The organism is Pseudohaliea sp., from assembly GCF_054552115.1.
In genome coordinates this window covers 41,496-60,970 of sequence record NZ_JBTOLW010000007.1, presented here as the reverse complement: position 1 = coordinate 60,970, position 19,475 = coordinate 41,496, and the positions used below count along the sequence as shown (strand labels likewise).

Annotated in this window: 18 protein-coding genes and 1 other RNA gene; 9 read left to right on the top strand and 10 right to left on the bottom strand. The window is 68.9% G+C overall.

From position 1 onward, the window contains the following. Nucleotide 1 precedes the first annotated feature (1 nt). Both ptsP and ACX93N_RS05510 read right to left on the bottom strand, forming a co-directional pair. Nucleotides 2–2,263 carry a phosphoenolpyruvate--protein phosphotransferase gene (ptsP, locus tag ACX93N_RS05515; protein ID WP_459427400.1) on the bottom strand — a complete coding sequence of 754 codons (2,262 nt, stop codon included), beginning with the start codon at nucleotides 2,261–2,263 and terminating at the stop codon, nucleotides 2–4. Continuing rightward, nucleotides 2,256–2,768: an RNA pyrophosphohydrolase gene (locus ACX93N_RS05510; protein ID WP_459427399.1), complete on the bottom strand. Its 513-nt coding sequence runs from the start codon at nucleotides 2,766–2,768 to the stop codon at nucleotides 2,256–2,258. Before ACX93N_RS05510 ends, ptsP begins: the two co-directional genes overlap by 8 nt. 147 nt (nucleotides 2,769–2,915) lie before the next feature. Between ACX93N_RS05510 and ACX93N_RS05505 the strand changes: the two genes are divergently transcribed. Further along, nucleotides 2,916–3,575: a histidinol-phosphatase gene (locus ACX93N_RS05505; protein WP_459427398.1), complete on the top strand. Its 660-nt coding sequence runs from the start codon at nucleotides 2,916–2,918 to the stop codon at nucleotides 3,573–3,575. Between the two features lie 18 nt (nucleotides 3,576–3,593). Here the strand turns inward: ACX93N_RS05505 and gcvH are convergent, their stop codons facing one another. The 5 genes from gcvH to ACX93N_RS05480 all read right to left on the bottom strand — a co-directional run bounded on the left by gcvH (nucleotide 3,594) and on the right by ACX93N_RS05480 (nucleotide 8,441). After that, entirely contained in the window at nucleotides 3,594–3,986 is a 393-nt protein-coding gene (gene gcvH / locus ACX93N_RS05500; RefSeq protein ID WP_459427397.1) for a glycine cleavage system protein GcvH, read from the bottom strand. 65 nt (nucleotides 3,987–4,051) lie between these two features. Further along, nucleotides 4,052–5,269, bottom strand: a complete 1,218-nt coding sequence (locus ACX93N_RS05495) for a UbiH/UbiF/VisC/COQ6 family ubiquinone biosynthesis hydroxylase (protein ID WP_459427396.1) — start codon at nucleotides 5,267–5,269, stop codon at nucleotides 4,052–4,054. Further along, entirely contained in the window at nucleotides 5,262–6,491 is a 1,230-nt protein-coding gene (ubiH, locus tag ACX93N_RS05490) for a 2-octaprenyl-6-methoxyphenyl hydroxylase (RefSeq protein ID WP_459427395.1), read from the bottom strand. The genes ACX93N_RS05495 and ubiH overlap by 8 nt, the downstream gene beginning before the upstream one ends. Continuing rightward, nucleotides 6,491–7,816 (bottom strand): Xaa-Pro aminopeptidase, encoded by a 1,326-nt coding sequence (gene pepP, locus ACX93N_RS05485; protein ID WP_459427394.1) that lies wholly within the window; start codon nucleotides 7,814–7,816, stop codon nucleotides 6,491–6,493. The genes ubiH and pepP overlap by 1 nt, the downstream gene beginning before the upstream one ends. Nucleotides 7,817–7,823: 7 nt before the next feature. Beyond that, nucleotides 7,824–8,441: a UPF0149 family protein gene (locus ACX93N_RS05480; RefSeq protein WP_459427393.1), complete on the bottom strand. Its 618-nt coding sequence runs from the start codon at nucleotides 8,439–8,441 to the stop codon at nucleotides 7,824–7,826. A gap of 168 nt (nucleotides 8,442–8,609) precedes the next feature. Between ACX93N_RS05480 and ACX93N_RS05475 the strand changes: the two genes are divergently transcribed. From ACX93N_RS05475 to ACX93N_RS05460, 4 genes are all read left to right on the top strand, one after another. After that, nucleotides 8,610–8,810, top strand: coding sequence for a TIGR02449 family protein (locus ACX93N_RS05475; protein WP_459427392.1), 201 nt, complete (start codon nucleotides 8,610–8,612; stop codon nucleotides 8,808–8,810). Nucleotides 8,811–8,814: 4 nt separating this feature from the next. Further along, a complete protein-coding gene (locus tag ACX93N_RS05470; RefSeq protein WP_459427391.1) occupies nucleotides 8,815–9,141 on the top strand; it encodes a cell division protein ZapA in 327 nt (108 codons plus the stop codon). Nucleotides 9,142–9,192: 51 nt separating this feature from the next. Then, nucleotides 9,193–9,372: non-coding RNA, 6S RNA (gene ssrS, locus ACX93N_RS05465), on the top strand. Nucleotides 9,373–9,418: 46 nt separating this feature from the next. Beyond that, nucleotides 9,419–10,015 (top strand): 5-formyltetrahydrofolate cyclo-ligase, encoded by a 597-nt coding sequence (locus ACX93N_RS05460; RefSeq protein ID WP_459427390.1) that lies wholly within the window; start codon nucleotides 9,419–9,421, stop codon nucleotides 10,013–10,015. Here the strand turns inward: ACX93N_RS05460 and ACX93N_RS05455 are convergent. Further along, on the bottom strand, nucleotides 10,012–10,158 hold the full coding sequence (locus ACX93N_RS05455) for a hypothetical protein (RefSeq protein ID WP_459427389.1): 147 nt from the start codon (nucleotides 10,156–10,158) through the stop codon (nucleotides 10,012–10,014). The two genes, ACX93N_RS05460 and ACX93N_RS05455, sit on opposite strands and share 4 nt — an antisense overlap. Nucleotides 10,159–10,328: 170 nt before the next feature. Beyond that, entirely contained in the window at nucleotides 10,329–11,045 is a 717-nt protein-coding gene (gene rpiA, locus ACX93N_RS05450; protein WP_459427388.1) for a ribose-5-phosphate isomerase RpiA, read from the bottom strand. 118 nt (nucleotides 11,046–11,163) lie between these two features. Here rpiA and ilvA point away from each other — a divergent pair, with 118 nt between their 5' ends. Continuing rightward, on the top strand, nucleotides 11,164–12,690 hold the full coding sequence (gene ilvA / locus ACX93N_RS05445; protein ID WP_459427387.1) for a threonine ammonia-lyase, biosynthetic: 1,527 nt from the start codon (nucleotides 11,164–11,166) through the stop codon (nucleotides 12,688–12,690). Nucleotides 12,691–13,132: 442 nt separating this feature from the next. Here ilvA and ACX93N_RS05440 read toward each other — a convergent pair whose 3' ends face one another. After that, the gene (locus tag ACX93N_RS05440; protein WP_459427386.1) at nucleotides 13,133–14,542 is read right to left on the bottom strand and encodes an FAD-binding oxidoreductase; all 1,410 of its coding nucleotides are present in this window, start codon (nucleotides 14,540–14,542) and stop codon (nucleotides 13,133–13,135) included. 123 nt (nucleotides 14,543–14,665) lie between these two features. On the opposite strand from ACX93N_RS05440, the gene serA reads away from it, so the two are divergent. From serA to ACX93N_RS05425, 3 genes are all read left to right on the top strand, one after another. Continuing rightward, entirely contained in the window at nucleotides 14,666–15,895 is a 1,230-nt protein-coding gene (gene serA / locus ACX93N_RS05435; protein ID WP_459427385.1) for a phosphoglycerate dehydrogenase, read from the top strand. After that, nucleotides 15,895–16,350: a hypothetical protein gene (locus tag ACX93N_RS05430; protein WP_459427384.1), complete on the top strand. Its 456-nt coding sequence runs from the start codon at nucleotides 15,895–15,897 to the stop codon at nucleotides 16,348–16,350. The genes serA and ACX93N_RS05430 overlap by 1 nt, the downstream gene beginning before the upstream one ends. A 220-nt stretch (nucleotides 16,351–16,570) precedes the next feature. Beyond that, on the top strand, nucleotides 16,571–19,453 hold the full coding sequence (locus ACX93N_RS05425; RefSeq protein WP_459427383.1) for a TonB-dependent receptor domain-containing protein: 2,883 nt from the start codon (nucleotides 16,571–16,573) through the stop codon (nucleotides 19,451–19,453). Nucleotides 19,454–19,475 lie beyond the last annotated feature (22 nt).

Genomic DNA, 19,475 nt, shown 5'->3' with positions numbered 1-19,475 from the left:
ACTACTCCAGGGGCGGAGGAACGAACTGGCCGAGCCCGCGATCATTCAGCAGACACTCCAGGCGCTGCCGGACCTGGCGGCTGTCATCGAGGCCGCGCACCTCGTTCACCAGCGCCTCGGCCTCGGCCCGGGTCACGCTGCGCAGGGCCTTCTTGACCCGGGGCAGGCTGGTGGCGTTCATGGAGAGTACGTCGAAGCCCATGCCGAGCAGCAGCAGCGCCGCCAGCGGATCGCCGGCGAGCTCGCCGCAGATGCTGACCTGCTTGCCCTCGCTGTGGCCACCGTGCACCACCGCCTCCAGCGCGGCCAGCACCGCCGGATGCAGGGCGTGGTAGAGGTCCGAGACCCGGGGATTATTGCGATCCACGGCGAGCAGGTACTGGGTCAGGTCGTTGCTGCCGACGGAGAGGAAATCGACGCGCCGGGCAAGCGCCGCGGCCTGGTAGACCGCCGCCGGCACCTCCACCATGACCCCCACCGGCGGCATGGGCGACTCGAGGCCCTCCTGCTCTACCTCCCGCTGGCTGCGGCGCATCAGCCCCAGGGCCTCGTCGAGCTCTGCCACGTTGGTCACCATGGGCAGCATGATGCGCAGGTTGCCGAGGCCCGCATTGGCCTTGAGCATCGCGCGCACCTGCGCGAGGAGAATCTCCGGGTGATCCAGGGTGACGCGGATGCCGCGCCAGCCGAGGAAGGGGTTCTCCTCTTCGATGGGGAAGTAGGGCAGCGCCTTGTCGCCGCCCACGTCGAGGGTGCGCATGGTGACCGGCTTCGGCGCAAAGGCCTCGAGCTGGTCGCGGTAGATTCGCCGCTGCTCCTCCTCGCTTGGAAAACGCTCGCCGAGGAGGAACGGCACTTCCGTGCGATACAGGCCCACGCCCTCGGCGCCCCGCTCGAGGGAGCGGGAAACGTCGGCCATGAGCCCCGTGTTCACCCAGAGCGCCAGGCGGTGACCGTCGAGGGTCTCGCAGGGCTCGTCGCGCAGCGCCTCCAGGTCCCGGTTCAGCGCGACATCCTGCTCGGCGAGGTCCTGGTAGCGCTCGATCAGCTCCTCGGAGGGGTTCAGGTGCACCACACCGCTGTAGCCGTCGACGATCGCCTGCATGTCGCGCAGGCGCGTGTAGGGCAGGTCCACCGCTCCCATCACCGTGGGCACGCCCATGGCGCGGGCGAGGATGGCCACATGGGAGTTGCTGGAACCGCGCACGGACACCAGCCCGGCGAGGCGCTTGCGGGGGATCTCGCCGAGCATGGAGGCGGTGAGTTCCTCGCTCACCAGCACCGTCTGCTCCGGATACTCCGCCTCCTCCCGGCCCTCCGCCTGCAGGTAGGCAAGGACGCGCGTACCCAGGTCCTTCACGTCGACCGCGCGTTCCCGGAGGTAGCTGTGCTCCATGCGCTCGAAGTGGCGGATGTGCTCGATCATGACCTGGCTGAGGGCACCCTGGGCCCACTCGCCGGCCTTGATGCGCGCCGCCACCTCGCCGCCGATGGTGGAGTCGTCGAGGATACCGAGGTAGACATCGAAGAGGGCGTGGTCCTCCGCCGAGAGTTCGTCGCGGAGGTTGTCGGCCACGGCCCGCACATCCTGGCGCACCTGGTCGAGGGCGCGCTTGAAGGCGCGCAGCTCGGCGCGCCGGTCCCGGGCCGCCCGGCGCGGTACCGTGTACAGGTCGGCGACCGGCGACACCACGCGCACGGCGCCGATGGCGATGCCCGGCGCGCCGGGAACGCCGGTGATCTTGGTGGACAGGCCGGGCACGGCGGCGTGGGGCACGTCGCCGGTGACCTGGGCGTGGGCGATCGCGCCGGCGAGCTGCGCCGACATCGTCACCAGGAAGGCCTCCTCGCTCTCGTCGAAGCGCCGCCGCGCCTTCTGCTGCACGATCAGCACGCCGAGCACGGCGCGCTGGTGAATGATGGGGACGCCCAGGAAGGAATGGAAAGGCTCCTCGCCGATGTCCGGCAGGAAGCGGAAATTGGGATGCGTCTCGGCACTGTCGAGGTTGACCGGCTCCTCGCGCTCGGCGACCAGCCCCACGAGGCCCTCGCCCAGGCCCAGGCTCACCCGGCCGACCTGGGCCGGGTTCAGGCCCTCGGTGGCGCGGAACACGTAGCGTTCGCCGCCCCGGTCCCGCATGTAGACGCTGCAGACCTCCGTGCCGAGGGCGGCGCGCACGCGGCTGACGATGATCCCGAGCGCGTCGTCGAGGCTCTCGGCGGCGTTGACCTCCTGGACGATGCCGCGCAGGACTTCAAGCATCGGCCGCAAGCTCCCCGTCCGGCGGCAGCCGCTCACCCAGGGTCGGCGCGAGCTCGTGGAGGGCGCGGCGATAGACATCGCGCTTGAAGTACACCACCTGGCCGAGCGGATACCAGTAGCTCACCCACTGCCAGTGGTCGAACTCCGGCCTGGCATTGTGGTCGAGGCGGATGGCGCTCTCGTCGGCGACCAGCCGCAGCAGGTACCACTTCTGCTTCTGGCCGATGCAGACCGGGTCCTGGTGCTTGCGGATGAAACGCTTCGGCAGCCGGTAGCGGAGCCAGCCGCGGGTGCAGGCCATGATCTCCACGGCCTCCGGCCCGAGACCCACCTCCTCCTCGAGTTCCCGGTAGAGGGCCTGTTCCGGCTTCTCGCCGCGGTTGATACCGCCCTGGGGAAACTGCCAGGCATCACGGCCGCCGACACGCCGGGCCCACAGGAGCTGCCCGTGATCGTTGGCGATCACGATGCCGACATTCGGCCGGAATCCCTGTGCGTCGATCATGCCCCTGCTGCCATGACAGTGCTGCCTTGCTGGCGGACCGGCCATTGTTCCACACTTTATGCAGGCTGAGAAATTGTACCCCGGGCCGGCTGCCGCTAAGCTGGCGGCCCTTTTCCCGAGCGGTCCCCGAGGCAGGCAGCACTCCCCATGGCACTGGCGATCTTCGACCTGGACAACACCCTCATCGCCGGCGACAGCGACCACCTCTGGGGCGAGTGGCTGTGCGCCGAGGGCATCGTCGACGCCGGGACTTTCGCCGACCGGAACGCGCAATTCTATGCCGACTACCGCGCCGGCACGCTGGACATTCACGCCTACCTCGCCTTCGCCCTGGCGCCCCTGCGCGGGCGCAGCGTTTCGGAGGTGGCCGGTTGGCAGCAGCGCTTCCTCGCCGACTGCATCGCACCGATCATGCTGCCTGCGGCACAGGCGCTGATCGGCGGACACCGCGCCAATGGCGACACGCTCCTGGTGATCACCGCGACCAACGAGGTGGTCACCCGGCCGATCGCCGATGCCCTCGGCGTGGAGCACCTCATCGGCTGCGGCGTGGAAGTGGTGGACGGGGTCTACACCGGCGAGCCGCTGGGGGTGCCGAGCTACCGCGAGGGCAAGGTGGACCGGCTGCACGCCTGGCTCGAGGCGCGGCCCGATGAAACGCTGGCCGGAGCCACCTTCTACAGCGACTCGCACAACGATCTGCCGCTGCTGAAGCGCGTGGATTACCCGGTCGCGGTGGACCCGGACCCGGAACTCGCCGCCCGGGCCGCGGCCGCGGGCTGGCAGATCATCAGCCTGCGCGGCTAGGGCCCGTCAAACGCCTTCTCAGCCGTCTTCGCTGCAGTGCTGCCGGTAGGCCTCGGCGTCGAGCAGCTGCGCCAGGTCGTCGTTGCCCGCGGGCTTGAGCCTGAAGAACCAGCCGTCGTTGTAGGGGTCGCTGTTGACCGTTTCCGGGGTTTCCTCGAGCTCGCCGTTGACGGCGATCACCGTGCCGCCCACGGGTGCATAGATGTCCGAGGCGGCCTTCACTGACTCGACTACACCGGCCTCGTCGCCGGCGGCGAGTTCGGCTCCCTCTTCCGGCAGTTCGACGAAAACCACGTCGCCGAGCGCATCCTGCGCGTGGTCACTGATGCCGACGGTGACGGTGCCATCCTCCTCGAGGCGCGCCCATTCGTGGCTCTTCGCGTACTTGAGTTCCTCGGGTGCCTGGCTCATCGGCGCTCCTGGATAAGGTCGGAAAACCGCGATTGTAGCGGCGCCCCGGAAAGGGGCACAAGCATTCAGCGCGCGACCCCCATCGCCTGGCGGATCAGCTCCCGCTTCAGCGGCACCGCGCCGTCGACCAGGCGCAGGCCGCTGTTGCGCAGCCAGCGGACCGGCAGGGCGCGGGCGCCGAACAGGCGTTTGAAACCCTCCATGGCCGCCATCATCAGCAGGTTGTCGCCCTTGCGCTCACGCTGGTAGCGCCGCAGGACATCGAGGCGGCCCGGATCGAGGCCGCGCCCGGCCGCACGCAGTACCTCCGCCGCCAGCACCTCGACGTCCGCGAGGCCCAGGTTGATGCCCTGGCCCGCGAGGGGATGAATGGTATGCGCCGCGTCGGCAACCAGGGCGACGCCCGGGGCGATGTAATCGACGGCGTGGCGCTGCCGCAGGGGAAAGGCCAGGCGCCGGGTGCTGGCCAGCACGGCCCCGAGCCGGTGCTCGGACGCAGCGCCGAGCGCCGCGCAGAAGCCCGCGTCATCGAGAGCCAGCAGCGCCTCCGCCTGCGCCTCCTCGATGGACCAGACGATGGAACAGCGATGGCTGCCATCCTCGCCATCGGGGAGCGGCAGCAGCGCCAGCGGACCCGTGGGCAGGAAGCGCTGCCAGGCCGTGGCAGCGTGCGGACGCTCCAGCTGCACGGTCGCCACGATGGCGCGGTGGCCGTAATCCCACTCGCGGGTGCGAAAGCCCAGCGCCTCGCGCAGTGGCGAGAGGGCCCCGTCGGCCGCCACCACGAGCTTCGAGCGCAGCGTGTCGCCGCCGGCCAGCCCCAGGGCAACCTGGCTGCCTTCACGGAGTACCCGCTCCACGCTCTCGGGGGCGCGAACGGTGACATCGGGGGCACCGGCGAAGCGCTCCACCAGCGCCTCCACCAGCACCCGGTTCTCGACGATCGTGCCCAGGGCCGGCGCGCCGACCTCGTCGACGTCGAACTCGATGGCGCCCGTGCCCTCCGCGTCCCAGACGCTCATGTGCCGGTAGGGGCAGGCGCGCACGGCGGTCACGCCGGCCCAGGCGTCGAGGCGCTCGAGGAAGGCCTGGGACCGCGGCGTCAGGGCGCTGACCCGGGGGTCGAAGCCGTCGAGCCCCGGCGCCGGTTCGCTCCGCCCCGCGGGCAGCGGCCGGGCCTCCACCAGCGCGATGGACAGACCGTGGCCGGTGAGCGCGGCGGCGAGGGCGGAACCGGCAATGCCGGCGCCGACGATGGTGATATCGACGGTGTGCTCAGCCACGGGGGGTCTCCAGGGCGGCCATGCCCGCGGCGTGGCGCACGAAGCTGTCCTTGAGCGTGCGTGCGACATCCAGGCCGGCAAGGGCGAAATCCCGGGCGATGCCGATCAGCGGGTCCGCCTGCATGAACAGGCCCGGCAGGAGGTCACTGGCGGCGATCGTGCGCTGCTGGTCGCCGGCCTGCCGGTCCCGATAGGCTTCGAGGACCGCGAGGTCCCCGGGGCCGGCCCCCGCCGCCACCCCGCGGGCGATCTCGTCCGCGAGCGCATGCACGTCGCGCAGGGCGAGGTTGAAGCCCTGGCCGGCCACCGGGTGCAGGGCGTGGGCGGCATTGCCGACCACCACCACGTGCCGGCGCACCGTCTCCCGGGCCTCGACGAGCGCCAGCGGGTAGCTGTGCCGTTCACCCACGGCCAGGGGGCGGCCCAGGCGGTAGCCGAAGGCATCCCGCAGGGCCGCGAGAAAGGCCCCGGCAGGGGCCGCCAGCAAGTCGGCGGCGCGCGCCGGGGGCAGGGTCCAGACCAGGGCGGCCCGGTGGGTGCCCTCCGCCGGGAGCAGGGGCAGCAGGGCGAGGGGGCCGCTGGCCGTGAAGCGTTCGAAGGCGCGGCCGGCCGGGTCCTCGGCGAAGGCCACGTTGGCGACCAGCGCATCCTGGCCGTAGCGCTTTTCCGTGGCGCCGAGGCCAAGGGCATCGCGCAGGCCCGAGCGGGCACCGTCGGCGATCACCAGCAGGTCGGCCGCGAGCTCGGACTCCCCCTCGCTCTCGAGGCTGACCCGCAGCCCGCCGCCATCCGGCCGCGCGCCGAGGCAGCGGGCCGGCGAGAGCACGCGCACCCGGGGCGTGGCCCGCAGACGCTCGGCGAGTACCCGGCCGAGCCAGGCGTTCTCCACCACCCAGCCCAGCGCGGGCCAGCCCTGCTCCGCGGAGTGCAGGCGGGAGGAGCCGAAGTGGCCGCGGCTGGATACATGGATATGCTCGATGGGGCAGGCACCGGGAGCGAGCGGGCCCCAGGCGTCCAGGGTCTCGAACACCCGCCGCGTGCTGTAGCTGAGCGCCGTGGAGCGGGCGTCGAAGGAAGGGTGGTAGGTGCCGGCACCGCCTTCCGGCAGCGGAAAACCCTCAACGAGCACGAGTTCGACCGCTTCGGGCAGCTGCCGGGCCAGGGCCAGGGCGAGGCTGATGCCCACCATGCCGCCGCCGGCAATGACGATGCGCCGGCTCATCAGGCCGCCATCAGGGCTTCGATGTCGTCGGGCGCCACCGGCGCCCCCGCGGTCAGCACCTCGGGCCCGTCGTCGCCGATGGCGACGTCGTCCTCGATACGGATGCCGATCCCGCGCCACTTCTTCGCCACGCGGCTGTTGTCCGGCGCCACGTAGATGCCCGGTTCCATGGTCATCACCATGCCGGGCTCGAGCAGCCGCCACTCGCCGCCGACCCGGTAGTCGCCGACGTCGTGCACGTCGAGCCCGAGCCAGTGGCCCGCGCGGTGCATGTAGAAATCCCGGTAGGCACCGTCCTTGATCAGCTTCGGCACCCGTCCGCGGAGCAGCCCCAGGTCCACCAGCCCCTCGGTGATGACGCGCACGGTCGCGTCGTGGGGCTGGTTCCAGTGATTGCCGGCCCGCGAGGCGGCGATGCCGGCGGCATGGGCCGCCTGCACCACCTCGTAGAGCGCGCGCTGGGCGGCGCTGAAACGGCCGTTCACCGGGAAGGTGCGGGTGACATCCGCCGCGTAGCCGTGGTACTCGCAGCCGGCGTCGATGAGCACGAGATCACCGTCGCGGAGCCGCTCGCTGTTCTCGACGTAGTGGAGGATGCAGCCGTTGGCGCCGCCGCCGACGATGGCGGGGTAGGCCGGGAAGCGCGCCCCGCCGCGGGCGTAGGCATAGGCGAGCTCCGCCTCCAGCTGGTACTCGTAGAGGCCGGGGCGGCAGGCGCGCATGGCGGTGCAGTGCGCGTCGGCGGTGACCTGGGCCGCGCGGCGCATGACGCGGAGTTCGCCGGCACTCTTGACCAGCCGCAGCTCGTGAAGCATGTGGTCGAGGTCCGTGAACTCCCCCGGCGGCACGGCCCCGCTGGCCTCGCGCTCGCGGATGCTGTTGACCCAGCCCATGAGCCGGGCATCGAAGCCGCGGTTGCGGCCCATGGAGTAGTAGACCCGCTCCCGGCCCTCGATGAGGCCGGGAAGAATGTCGTCGATATCGCCGACGGGGAAGGCGTCGTCGGCGCCGTAGCGCTCGACGGCCACCTCGGGGCCGGCGCGGTAGCCGTCCCAGAGTTCCCGCCCCGGGTCCCGGTCACGGCAGAAGAGGACGACCTGGCCGTGGCGGCGCCCCGGCACCAGGACGAGCACGGCATCGGGCTCCTGGAAGCCCGTCAGGTAGAGGAAGTCGCTGTCCTGGCGGAAGGGGTACTCGGTGTCGCGGTTGCGGTACTGCTGCCGCGCCGAGGGAACGATGGCAATGCTGTTCGGCTCCATGAGCGCCATGAGGTTGCGCCGCCTGCGCGCGAACTCGCGCTTGCCGATGCCCCGCACCTGCGCCATGGCGCGCTCAGTGCACCGTGCTGCCGGCGGGCGGGGAGACCGGCGGGGCTTCCGCGGCCTGGCGCAGGCTGTCGAGGATGATGTTCATGGCCGCGAAACGCAGGTACTCGACCAGGTCCGCATAGGCCTGCTCCGCCTCGTCATCGGTGTCGTCGCCACCGCCGGCCTGGGCGATCGCCGCGAAGTCCTTGAGCGCCTCGGCGCTGTCCGCCGCGACCGCGGCATCCGTGCTGCGGCTGCTCACCCGGGCCTGGGCGAAGCCCGAAAGGAACCCCCGGCACCAGTCCGCGAGCGCCACGGTCCGCTCGCCGAGGTCGCTGTCGTCATCGGGCAGCAGCGGCTGGAAGCGCAGCGCCTCGTCGGTCAGCAGCCGGGCCGTGCCGACGTAGAAGCGCTGCAGCCCGTCGGCGAGTTCGCCGTGCGGGTCGAAGCCCAGGGCGGAACCGACACCGGCGAGCCCCGCTTCCGGGGACGGGTCGGCACCGCCGGCCAGCAGCCCGGCGAGGCAGCCGTGCAGTTCCGACGGGGACTGGGAGACGCCCTGCTCGACCAGGTGGTCGGCCACCTCGTCGAAGGCGGGCAGGTCACCGGCCTCGCCGGGCGCCGGATCGAACAGCCCGATCATGCGGCCTGCCTGCGAAGCTGCCTGTGAGGCTGCCTATGAGGTTGCCTGCAAAAAGCGCGGCAGATGGTTGAATTGACTGGCATTTACGCCGTTGACCTCCTCGGGATGCGGGGTCTATAGTGCGGGAGACCTCGCGGAATGCCAAGTGTAGCGGCAATACCTGACGATATGGCGGACGATGCGCTCAAGCTGCTGGAAAACAAGATCGACCAGCTCATCGAGTTGTGCGCGGAGCTCAATCGCGAGAACCGCCAGCTGAAAGCGGAGAACCTGGGCTGGCGCCAGGAGCGCCGGGAACTCATCGAGAAGAACGACCTCGCACGGACGCGGGTGGAAGCCACGCTCGCCCGCCTTCGCGACCTGGAGTAGACCCATGGCGCCCCACACCGTCTCGGTCACGATCCTCGACAAGGACTACCAGGTCGCCTGCCCCGAGGACCAGGCAGCCGACCTCGCGGCCGCCGCCGGCTACCTTGACGAGCAGATGCGTGCGATCCGCGACACCGGCAAGGTGATCGGCCTCGAACGCATCGCCGTGATGGCGGCCCTCAATATCAGCTACGACCTGCTGCGGGCGGAACGGGGCGAGGAAGCCGTGGACCGGCTGCCCGACGATGGCAGCGTGGACAGCGCCTTCCGGGGGCTCAACCGCAAGCTGGATGAAGCCCTCCACCAGCTCCGGCAGATCGAGATCAGCTGAATTCCGCCACCCCGCTCGGCCCGGGGCGCCCCCTGCGCTATAATAAAGGCTGGTTACCTGGCGTATGCGCCAGACTATCAGTCCTCGAGCCGATAACTGTGTTACCGGGGGCCACCAAAATCGCTGTTGTGCAAGTCCGGCCTGTACCGGGAAGCCTGATGCGATGCGGCGGCCTCCACCTTGAGCCATCGGGTTCAAGGGCCGACCTGTCAGCGGTACGCCGGGAACCTACTTCTCTTCTGCCTCAATGTTGCCTCAACCCCCTGCCGCAACCGTCATGACGACCGACGCCGAGCACGATGCCCGCACCGCCAAGGCGGCCCTGCGCCTACAGCTCCGCGCGGCGCGCCGGGCACTGGCGCCGCAGGCGCGCGCGGCTGCGGCGCGTCAACTCGCGGGCCACGCCCCAGCGCTGCCGGGCTGGCGCCCCGGCGCCCGCATCGCCGCCTACGTGGCGGCCGACGGCGAACTGGACCCGGCCCCGCTGCTGGCGGCGGCAACGGCCGCCGGCCTGCTGGCCTACCTGCCGCGCGTCGGCGACGACCGGGCGCTCACCTTCCACCGCTGGACACCCGGCGACCCCCTGGTGCCGAACCGCTACGGGATCGGCGAACCGGCGGCGGGCGCGCCGCTCCCCGTGGAGAAGCTGGACCTGCTCTGCCTGCCCCTGGTGGGTTTCACCGCGGCCGGCGTGCGGCTGGGGATGGGTGCGGGCTACTACGACCGGACCCTGGCGACAGCCCGACCGGGGCTGCTCGTGGGGGTCGCCTACGGGGAACAGGGGGTGGAGACGCTGCCGCAGGAACCCTGGGATGTGCCCCTGGACGGCGTGCTGACGGAGACGGGGTGGCGCCCGGCAGCGGCGCCCGCCTAGCGCTCGAGCAGCAGGCCCGCCTGCAGCGGGGACTCGGGCGCCGCGACGGTGCGGCTCGAAGAGGCGGGCAACAGCAGGGTCACCACGACCCCCAGGACGAAGGCAGCGAGGAGCACTAGCATGGTGTCAGGCCGGTTCTTCATCGGTCACTCTCATCTTCAGGCGTTTCCGTGTGCTGCCGCTTCTGGCTGCCTTGCCGGCGCCCTTCACGGCATTGTCCAGTATTTTTCGCGGTCAGCTTTGTGACTTTTTCACAGAGCATACCGGGAATAATGCAGAATGCAACACGTCAACCCGTTGCAGAGAGTTTTTTCTAGCCACCCGCCGGTTCGCGGCGCAGTTCCCGAACACCTTCATCGCCCGCCAGGAACAGCCGGTCTGCGGGCCGCCGGGCGAAGAGGCCATTGCACACCACCCCGGTGATGTTGTTCAGCGTCTCCTCCATCGCCACCGGCTGGGCGACGGGAAAGTGGTAGACATCGAGGATGATGTTGCCGTTGTCGGTCACCACGCCCTCCCGGTAGACCGGGTCGCCGCCGAGGCGGACCAGCTCCCGGGCGACGTGGCCGCGGGCCATGGGGATCACCTCCACCGGTAGCGGAAAATCGCCGAGGATGCGCACCAGCTTGCTGTCGTCGGCGATGCACAGGAACTCCTCCGCCACCGCGGCCACGATCTTTTCCCGCGTCAGCGCACCGCCGCCACCCTTGACCAGCTGCAGCTGCTCGTTGGCCTCGTCGGCACCGTCCACGTAGAACGCGACCCGGTCCACGCTGTTGAGGTCGTAGACCGGGATGCCGTGACCGCGCAGCCGCTCCGCGGAGGCCTCGGAACTGGCGACGGTGCCACCGATGCTGCCCTTCACGGCGGCGAGGCCGTCGATAAAGCGGTTGGCCGTCGAGCCGGTGCCGATGCCGACGATGGTGTCGTTCTCCAGCTTCGGCCGGAGGTACGCCAGCGCCGCATCCGCGACGGCCTGCTTCTTGCTGTCCTGGCCCTTCTTATCCTGGTCCTTCTTATCCTGGTGCATGGAATCTCCCCGCTGTTGCCCGGGCGCTAGTGTACCGCGGACGCCCCGGGCTGCATTGCTGCGGCCGCTGCTTTACCATGCGGGCACTTTTCCAGGCCCTCCCTGAAGCGGTGACCGCATGCCCCAGAGCTACATCAAGCGCATCCTCGACGCCAAGGTCTACGACGTCGCGCGGGAAACGCCGGTGGACGAGGCGCGGCTACTCTCTGCGCGCCTCGACAACCACGTCTGGCTGAAGCGCGAGGACCTGCAGCCGGTGTTCTCCTTCAAGCTGCGCGGCGCCCACAACAAGATGTACCGCCTGAGTGACGAACAGCGCGCCCGCGGCGTGGTCGCCGCCTCCGCCGGCAACCATGCGCAGGGCCTCGCCATGGCGGCGCAGCGCATGGGGGTGCGCGCCGTGATCGTGATGCCCCGGACAACGCCGCAGATCAAGGTGGACGCGGTGCGCAACCGCGGCGCGAAGGTCGTTCTGCAGGGGGACGCCTTCGACGAGGCCTATGCCCATGCGCAGAAGCTGGTGGCGGAGCAGGGCATGACCTTCGTCCACCCCTTCGACGACCCGGACGTGATCGCCGGCCAGGGGACCGTGGGCATGGAGATCGTGCGCCAGCACCAGGAGCCCCTGGACGCCCTCTTCGTCCCGGTCGGCGGCGGCGGCCTCCTCGCCGGCGTCGCCGCCTACGTCCGCTATGTCTGGCCGAAGACCCGCATCATCGGCGTCGAGCCCGAGGACGCGGCCTGCCTGAAGCTCGCCCTGGAGAAGGGCCGGCGGGCCCGGCTGAAGGAGGTGGGCCTGTTCGCCGACGGCTGCGCGGTCGCCCAGGTGGGCAAGGAGACCTTCCGGGTGATCCGCGACACGGTGGACGAGGTGATCACGGCCTCCGCCGACGAGATGTGCGCGGCGATCAAGGACATTTTCGAGGACACCCGCGGTATCGCCGAACCCGCCGGCGCCCTGGCCCTCGCCGGGCTGAAGAAGTACGTGGAGGAGCGCGGCGTGACGGGCCAGCAGCTCCTCGCCATCCTCTCCGGGGCGAACACGAACTTCGACCGGCTGCGCTATATCTCGGAGCGCACGGAGATCGGCGAGCACCGGGAGGCGATCATCTCGGTGACGATCCCGGAGCGCCCGGGCAGTTTCCGCGCCTTCTGCAGCGCCCTCGGCAAGCGCAACATCACGGAGTTCAACTACCGCTACGCGAGCCCGAACTCGGCCCGGGTGTTCGTGGGCCTGACGGTGACGCCGGGCGGTGACGATCTCGCCGGGGTGCTCGCGAAGCTGACGGCGGAGGGCTACGAGGCCCAGGATCTCACGGACAACGAGATGGCCAAGCTGCACATCCGCTACATGGTCGGCGGCCGCGCACCGGCCGACATGGGCCGGGAGACGATCTACCGCGTCGAGTTCCCGGAGCGGCCCGGCGCCCTGCTCCGGTTTCTCTCGGGTCTCGGCCAGCGCTGGAACATCTCGACCTTCCACTACCGCAACCACGGCGCCGCCTACGGCCGCATCCTGGTCGGTATCCAGGCGCCGAAGGGCGAGGAACGCGAGGTCCACAAGACCCTCGACGCCATCGGCTACCCGTTCTGGGACGAGTCGGAGAACCCCGCTTACCAGCTGTACCTCGGGCAGGTGGACTAGCTGTTCCTGGGGTGCTTCGTAGTTCGGGCTGGGGGTGCTTCGTAGTTCGGCGTCAGCTGCAGCTATTCCCCCTGCGGGACCGCAAAAGCGCCATCCATGGCAGCTCGGGCGCGGCCGTCCATGGCCGCGCACGTCCCGCAGGGGGAATAGCTGCACCTGCCGCCTGACGTCTGGAGCCTGACCCCTGACGCCTGAAGCCAGTGCCAGTGCCAGTACGAGATCTCGGCAGCGCCGTTCGTTGGCACAGCGGCAGGCCCGTGGCCCGGAGAAGGCCTGCGGGACCGTGCGAGGCATGGATGCCGAGCCCGAGCCGCCATGGATGGCGAACCGGCGTGTCCCGCAGGCCTTTTCCGGGCGACGGGCCGTGCTACGGGCACCCGCGTCGCCGGCATGTCTCGAGTTCTCAGGACTCAGACTGCCGCCAATGAATGCGGTGCTGTAATTACAGGTCGAAGATCTTCCCGGGGTTCATGATGCCGTCCGGGTCGAAGACGCGCTTGATGCCGCGCATGATCTCGATCTCCGCCCCGGAGCGGCTGTAGCCGAGGTAGTCCTTCTTCAGGAGCCCGACACCGTGCTCGGCGGAGACGCTGCCGCCGTGGCGCTTCACGATCTCGAAAACCCAGCGGCTGACCTCGCCGCAGCGGGCCTGGAACTCGTCCATGGGCAGCTCGTCGGGCTTCAGGACATTGAGGTGCACATTGCCGTCGCCGATGTGGCCGAACCAGATGATCTGGAAATCGGGGTAGTGCTCCGTGACGACCCGGTCGACCTCGGCGAGGAAACCGGGCACATCGGAGACGCGGGTGGAGATATCGTTCTTGTAGGGTGTCCAGCGCGAGATGGTCTCGGAGATGTCCTCGCGCAGGCGCCACAGGGACTGCGCCTGGGCGACGCTCTGGCTGACGGCGCCATCGAGGACCCAGCCCTGTTCCACCGTTTCCTCGAAGACCGCCATGGCGGCATCGAGGGCGGCCTCGTCCGGCTGGGCGAACTCGAGGAGGGCATAAAAGGGCGCTTCCGTCTCGAAGGGGCGCTGAAGGCCCTGGTGTTCGACCACCCGGGCCAGGGCGTCTTCGGAGAAGAACTCGAAGGCGTGCAGCTGCAGGCGGCCGCGGGCGCGGTGCAGCACGTCCATGATCGCCGCCATGTCCGGCACGCCGAGGACCATCACGGCGAGGTCGCCGGGCGGGTCGGCAAGGGCGACGGTGACCTCGACGATCACACCGAGGGTGCCCTCGGAGCCGATGACGAGGTGGCGCAGGTCGTAGCCCGCGTTGTTCTTGATCAGGCCGCGGTTCAGGTCCAGGAGCTCGCCGGTGCCGGTGACCAGCTTGACGCCGGCCACCCAGTCACGGGTCATGCCGTGGCGGATGACCTTGATGCCGCCGGCATTGGTGGCGACGTTGCCGCCGACCTGGCTGGAGCCCGCGGAGGCGAAGTCCACGGGATAGAAGAGCCCCTTGTCCTCGGCGAAGGCCTGCAGGTCGGCGGTGACGACGCCCGCACCGCAGCGCACGGTGCGGTCGACGGGTGAGAAATCCTCGATGCTGTTCAGGCGGTCGAGCACGAGCACCAGTTCACCGCGGGCGGCGACGGCGCCGGCCGAGAGGCCGGTGCGGCCGCCGCTGGGAACGATGGCCAGGCCCGCGCGGCGGGCGTAGCGGACCACCGCCTGCACCTCGGCGATGCTGCCGGGGAGCACGACGGCACAGGGCGCCGGGGCATGGGCCCGGGTCCAGTCGCGGCCGTACTGCTCCGCCGCCTCCGGGCCGGCCAGCACGCGGTCGGGGCCGACGATCTCCGCGAGTGCCGAGCGCTGTTCCTGTGCCAACGGAGTCACGTCCGCCATCCCGCTTGCCGCCCCTGCTGCTGCCGATATAAGAAGGGCGCGTATGCTATCATGCCGCGCCCCGCCGGCCAGCGGCGGCCCCGGTTACCGCGTTCCAGTCACTTCATCAGGGCACCACACACCATGGGCAGGACCTCGCTGCAGAAGCGCAAGATCAAGTTCCTCCTGCTGGAGGGCATTCATGACTCCGCCGTCGAGGCACTCAACGCCGCCGGCTACGACAACATCGAGTGGCACCCCAAGGCCCTGCCGCCGGAAGAGCTGAAGGCCGCCATCGCCGATGCCCACTTCGTGGGCATCCGCTCGCGCACGCAGCTGACCGACGAGATCCTCGAGCACGCGCGCAAGCTGGTGGCGGTGGGCTGTTTCTGCATCGGCACCAACCAGGTGGACCTGGGCGCCGCCACGCGGCGCGGCATCCCCGTCTTCAACGCGCCGTTTTCCAATACGCGCAGCGTCGCCGAACTGGTGATCGCCGAGGCCATCCTGCTGCTGCGCGGCATCCCGGCCAAGAACGCCGCCGCCCACCGCGGCGAGTGGCTGAAGAGCGCGGCGAACAGCTACGAGATCCGCGGCAAGCGCCTGGGCATCATCGGCTACGGCAACATCGGCATGCAGCTCGGCGTCATCGCCGAGGGGCTCGGCATGAAAGTGCAGTTCTTCGACGTGGTCAACAAGCTGCCGCTGGGCAATGCCCGGCAGCTCGGCAGCCTGGACTCCCTCCTCGCCCAGTCGGACGTGGTCTCCCTGCACGTGCCGGAGACCCCGTCCACGGCCGGGATGATCGGCGGGGCCGAGCTCGACCGGATGCCGCGGGGCAGCATTCTCATCAACGCCTCCCGGGGCACGGTCGTGGACATCGACGCCCTCGCCGGGCGCCTGGAGAGCGGCCACCTGGCCGGGGCGGCCATCGACGTCTTCCCGGTGGAGCCGCGCTCCAACAGCGACGAGTTCGTCTCGCCGCTGCGCGCCTTCGACCAGGCCATCCTCACGCCCCATATCGGCGGCAGCACCATGGAGGCGCAGGAGAACATCGGCATGGAGGTGGCGGAGAAGCTGGCGCGCTACAGCGACAACGGCACCACCACCTCCTCCGTGAACTTTCCGGAGGTGGCCCTGCCGGAGCACGCCGGCTGCCACCGGCTGCTGCACATCCACCACAACGTGCCCGGCGTCATGAGCGCCATCAACCAGGTGTTCTCGGATACCGGGGTGAACGTGTCCGCCCAGTTCCTGCAGACCAACGACGCCATCGGCTACGTGGTCATCGACGTGGACGCGGAGTACTCCGACGTGGCGCTCCGGGCGCTGGCCGACATCGAGGCCACCATCCGCAGCCGGGTGCTGTTCTGATGCGCCGCCTCGCCGTGCTGTTCGTGCTGACCGTTGCCGGCCTTGCCCCCGCCCTGGCGGAGGACTTCCCGGGCATCCGCAAGCTCATGAGCCCGGAGGAGTACGAGGCGGCGGGCCTCGACAAGCTCAGCGAGGCCGAGCGCAAGGCCCTGGACGGCTGGCTGCTGCGCTATACAGCCGGCGAGGCCGAGACGCTGCGCAACACCAGCGACGAGGTCCGGGACGCGAAGCAGGAAGCCCGCATCAAGGCCCGGGTGCGGGCACCCTTCGAGGGCTGGAGCGGAAACACGCTCTTTCACCTCGACAACGGCCAGGTCTGGCAGCAGCGCCTGGACGGCCGCTTTGCCTATAACGGCAGCGAGCGCGACGTGGTGCTCGACAAGAACTTCTTCGGCTTCTGGCGCCTGACCCATGTCGCCACGGGCCGCCGCGTGGGCGTCACCCGGATCCGCTAGCCTCACCGGCCATGTTGCCTGCGTTCACATCTGAGAAACCCCGACTAAGCGCTTGAAAAAAACGGTACTTTTACAAGTTCCGCCGGAATCTTGTGAATATGTCACAAAAAGACCCGGGGGCGGGACACACGCCGTGTCACATACGTGTAAAGTTGCCCGCACTGTGGCTTGTGCCGCAAGTAATCCAAAGCATGCTTGCATGACAAACAGGGGTTTAACTATGTTGAGAAAGCATCGTCTGACCACGGCAGTGTCCGCTGCCCTGGGCCTGGGCGCCGCCGCGGTTCTGCCCGGCCAGGCCCTCGCCCAGGAAGAGGCGCTGGTCGAAGAAGTGGTGGTTACGGGTTCCCGTATCCAGAAAGCCAACCTGATCAGCTCCAGCCCGGTCACCCAGGTAGATTCCGAGCAGTTCAAGTTCCAGGGTGTCACCCGTGTGGAAGACCTCCTGAACGACCTGCCCTCGGTCTACCCGGGCAACAACGCCAACCAGGCCAACGGCGCCACCGGTACGGCCACCATCAACCTGCGTAACCTCGGCGCGAACCGCACCCTGGTACTCATGAACGGCCGCCGCCTGCCCATCGGCTCCCCGCTTGCCGGCGGCCAGGGCGCTGACATCAACAACATCCCGGCTGCCCTCATCGAGCGCGTCGAAGTGCTCACCGGCGGCGCCTCCTCGACCTACGGCTCCGACGCTGTTGCCGGCGTTGTGAACTTCATCATGGTCGACGACTTCGAAGGCGTTCAGCTCGACGTCCAGTACTCGGGCTACCAGCACGAGAACGACAACGGCACGGCCCAGCGCATCAACCGGGAAGCCGGCTTCACTGCGCCCGACGGTTCCGTCAGCGACGGCGACATCCAGGATCTGTCCCTGATCATCGGTGCCAACCTCGACGGCGGCCGCGGCAACGTCACCGGTTACGTGACCTACCGGAACATCGAGGAAGTCCGCTGGGGTGACCGCGACTACTCCAACTGCGCCATCCGGGGCGATGAGAATGACCCGTCCTGCGGTGGCTCCTCCACGGTGCCGTGGGGCCGCTTCACGGACTTCGGTCTGCTTTCCGACACCGGTCCCGGCAGCTTCGACTACAGCGTTGAAGGCAACGAGTTCCGCCCCTTCGGCCCGCTGTACAACTTCGGCCCGGACAACTTCCTGCAGCGTCCGGACGAGCGCTACACCGCCGGCATGTTCGGTCGTTACCAGATCAACGAGCACGCGGAAGTGTTCACCGAGTTCAACTTCATGGACAACCGCTCCAATGCGCAGATCGCTCCCTCCGGTGCGTTCTTCGTGACCAGCGAACTGTCCTGCGGCAACCCGTTCCTGTCCGAGCAGCAGTTCGACCTGATCTGCGGCCAGTACGGCCTCACGGAAAACGAGTTCCAGGACGTGTTCGTCGGCCGTCGTAACGTCGAGGGCGGCTTCCGCAACAACGACATCCGCCACACCACCTTCCGTGGCGTGTTCGGCATGCGCGGCGAGATCAACGACGCCTGGAGCTACGAGGCGTCCTACCAGTACGCGGAAACCAGCCTCGAGCAGACCTACAACAACGACCTGTCGATTACCCGCATCGGGCGTGCGCTCGACGCCGTCACCGATCCGGACACCGGCGAGACGGTGTGTCGCTCCGCCCTCAACGGCGTTGACCCGGGCTGCGTTCCGTGGAACATCTTTGAAGAGGGTGCGGTGACGTCTGACATGACCGATTACCTGGTCGCCCCGCTCTTCGCACGCGGCACCACGGACCAGACGGTCATGCTCGGCTACGTCACCGGTAACCTCGGCGAGTACGGCATCGCTCTGCCGACGGCAGAGAGCGGCGTCTCCGTGGTCCTCGGTTACGAGTACCGTGAGGAAAACCTGAACTACGAACCCGATACGGGCTTCACCAGCGGCGACGGTGCCGGCCAGGGCGGCCCGACGCTCGGCGTCAACGGCGGCTTCGATGTCCAGGAGTTCTTCACCGAGATCAACATCCCGATCGTTGAAGGCAAGCAGTTCGCGGAAGAGGTCAGCCTGGACCTGGGCTACCGCTACTCGGACTACTCGACCAACATCGACACCGACACCTACAAGGTCGCCATGGCCTGGTCCGTCACGCCGGACATCCGGCTGCGTGCGAGCTACAACCGCGCCGTTCGTGCAGCGAACATCCGCGAGCTGTTCCGCCCGCAGTCGATCGGCCTGTTCGACATGGCCGAGGACAAGTGTGCCGGCCCGAACCCGACGGCGAGCTTCGAGCAGTGTGCCCGCACCGGCGTCACCCAGGCGCAGTACGGCAACATCGCCGACTCCCCGGCCGGCCAGTACAACGAGATCACGGGTGGTAACCCGGACCTCGAGCCGGAAGAGTCCGATACCTACTCCTACGGGGTCATCTGGTCGCCGTCCTTCGTAGAGGACCTGACCATCACGGTGGACTACTTCGACATCGAAGTGAAGGACGCCATCGCCGGTATCGCCTCGCCGACGACGATCGACCGCTGCCTCGAGACGGGCCAGGCGCAGTTCTGTGACCGCGTCAACCGCGGCCCGGGCACGGGTACGCTGTGGATCGGCCAGGACAACGTCCTCTCCGTCGACGAGAACATCGGCTTCTTCGCCACGGAAGGTTTCGACTACACCATCGACTACACCCTGGGTGTGGGCGACATGGGTAGCGTGAACTTCGCCAACATCGGTACCTACCTGACGACCTGGGATCAGCAGGAATTCGTCGGCGAGCCGATCGAAGACTGCGTGGGCATCTGGAGCGACTCCTGCGGTGCGCCGACCTTCGAATGGCAGAACAACCTGCGCGTCTCCTGGATGACGCCCTGGTCCGTGACCCTGTCCGCCCAGTGGCGCTACATGAGCGAGATCGATGACGCAGCCGACAACTGGAACCTGCCCGAGCAGAACTATCTGGACCTGTCCGGTATCTGGGACATCACGGATATGATCACGCTCCGCGCCGGTATCCAGAACGTCACCGACGAAGATCCGCCCTTCACCGACGCTGGCCCGTCCATCTTCGGTAACGGCAACACCTTCGCCGGCGTCTACGATGCGCTGGGCCGCTACTACTTCATCGGCGGTACCTTCCAGTTCTAAGCTGGAAACCACACCGGCGATG

What these genes read in the sequence shown, in the direction of transcription:
- ubiH (WP_459427395.1), bottom strand. Translation starts at nt 6,491, where the DNA reads ATGAGCCGGCGCATCGTCATTGCCGGCGGCGGCATGGTGGGCATCAGC.
- serA (WP_459427385.1), top strand. Translation starts at nt 14,666, where the DNA reads ATGGGCAGGACCTCGCTGCAGAAGCGCAAGATCAAGTTCCTCCTGCTG.
- ACX93N_RS05440 (WP_459427386.1), bottom strand. Translation starts at nt 14,542, where the DNA reads ATGGCGGACGTGACTCCGTTGGCACAGGAACAGCGCTCGGCACTCGCG.
- ACX93N_RS05480 (WP_459427393.1), bottom strand. Translation starts at nt 8,441, where the DNA reads ATGATCGGGCTGTTCGATCCGGCGCCCGGCGAGGCCGGTGACCTGCCC.
- ACX93N_RS05455 (WP_459427389.1), bottom strand. Translation starts at nt 10,158, where the DNA reads ATGAAGAACCGGCCTGACACCATGCTAGTGCTCCTCGCTGCCTTCGTC.
- ilvA (WP_459427387.1), top strand. Translation starts at nt 11,164, where the DNA reads ATGCCCCAGAGCTACATCAAGCGCATCCTCGACGCCAAGGTCTACGAC.
- gcvH (WP_459427397.1), bottom strand. Translation starts at nt 3,986, where the DNA reads ATGAGCCAGGCACCCGAGGAACTCAAGTACGCGAAGAGCCACGAATGG.
- ptsP (WP_459427400.1), bottom strand. Translation starts at nt 2,263, where the DNA reads ATGCTTGAAGTCCTGCGCGGCATCGTCCAGGAGGTCAACGCCGCCGAG.
- ACX93N_RS05460 (WP_459427390.1), top strand. Translation starts at nt 9,419, where the DNA reads ATGACGACCGACGCCGAGCACGATGCCCGCACCGCCAAGGCGGCCCTG.
- ACX93N_RS05475 (WP_459427392.1), top strand. Translation starts at nt 8,610, where the DNA reads ATGGCGGACGATGCGCTCAAGCTGCTGGAAAACAAGATCGACCAGCTC.
- ACX93N_RS05510 (WP_459427399.1), bottom strand. Translation starts at nt 2,768, where the DNA reads ATGATCGACGCACAGGGATTCCGGCCGAATGTCGGCATCGTGATCGCC.
- pepP (WP_459427394.1), bottom strand. Translation starts at nt 7,816, where the DNA reads ATGGCGCAGGTGCGGGGCATCGGCAAGCGCGAGTTCGCGCGCAGGCGG.
- ACX93N_RS05430 (WP_459427384.1), top strand. Translation starts at nt 15,895, where the DNA reads ATGCGCCGCCTCGCCGTGCTGTTCGTGCTGACCGTTGCCGGCCTTGCC.
- ACX93N_RS05470 (WP_459427391.1), top strand. Translation starts at nt 8,815, where the DNA reads ATGGCGCCCCACACCGTCTCGGTCACGATCCTCGACAAGGACTACCAG.
- rpiA (WP_459427388.1), bottom strand. Translation starts at nt 11,045, where the DNA reads ATGCACCAGGATAAGAAGGACCAGGATAAGAAGGGCCAGGACAGCAAG.
- ACX93N_RS05505 (WP_459427398.1), top strand. Translation starts at nt 2,916, where the DNA reads ATGGCACTGGCGATCTTCGACCTGGACAACACCCTCATCGCCGGCGAC.
- ACX93N_RS05425 (WP_459427383.1), top strand. Translation starts at nt 16,571, where the DNA reads ATGTTGAGAAAGCATCGTCTGACCACGGCAGTGTCCGCTGCCCTGGGC.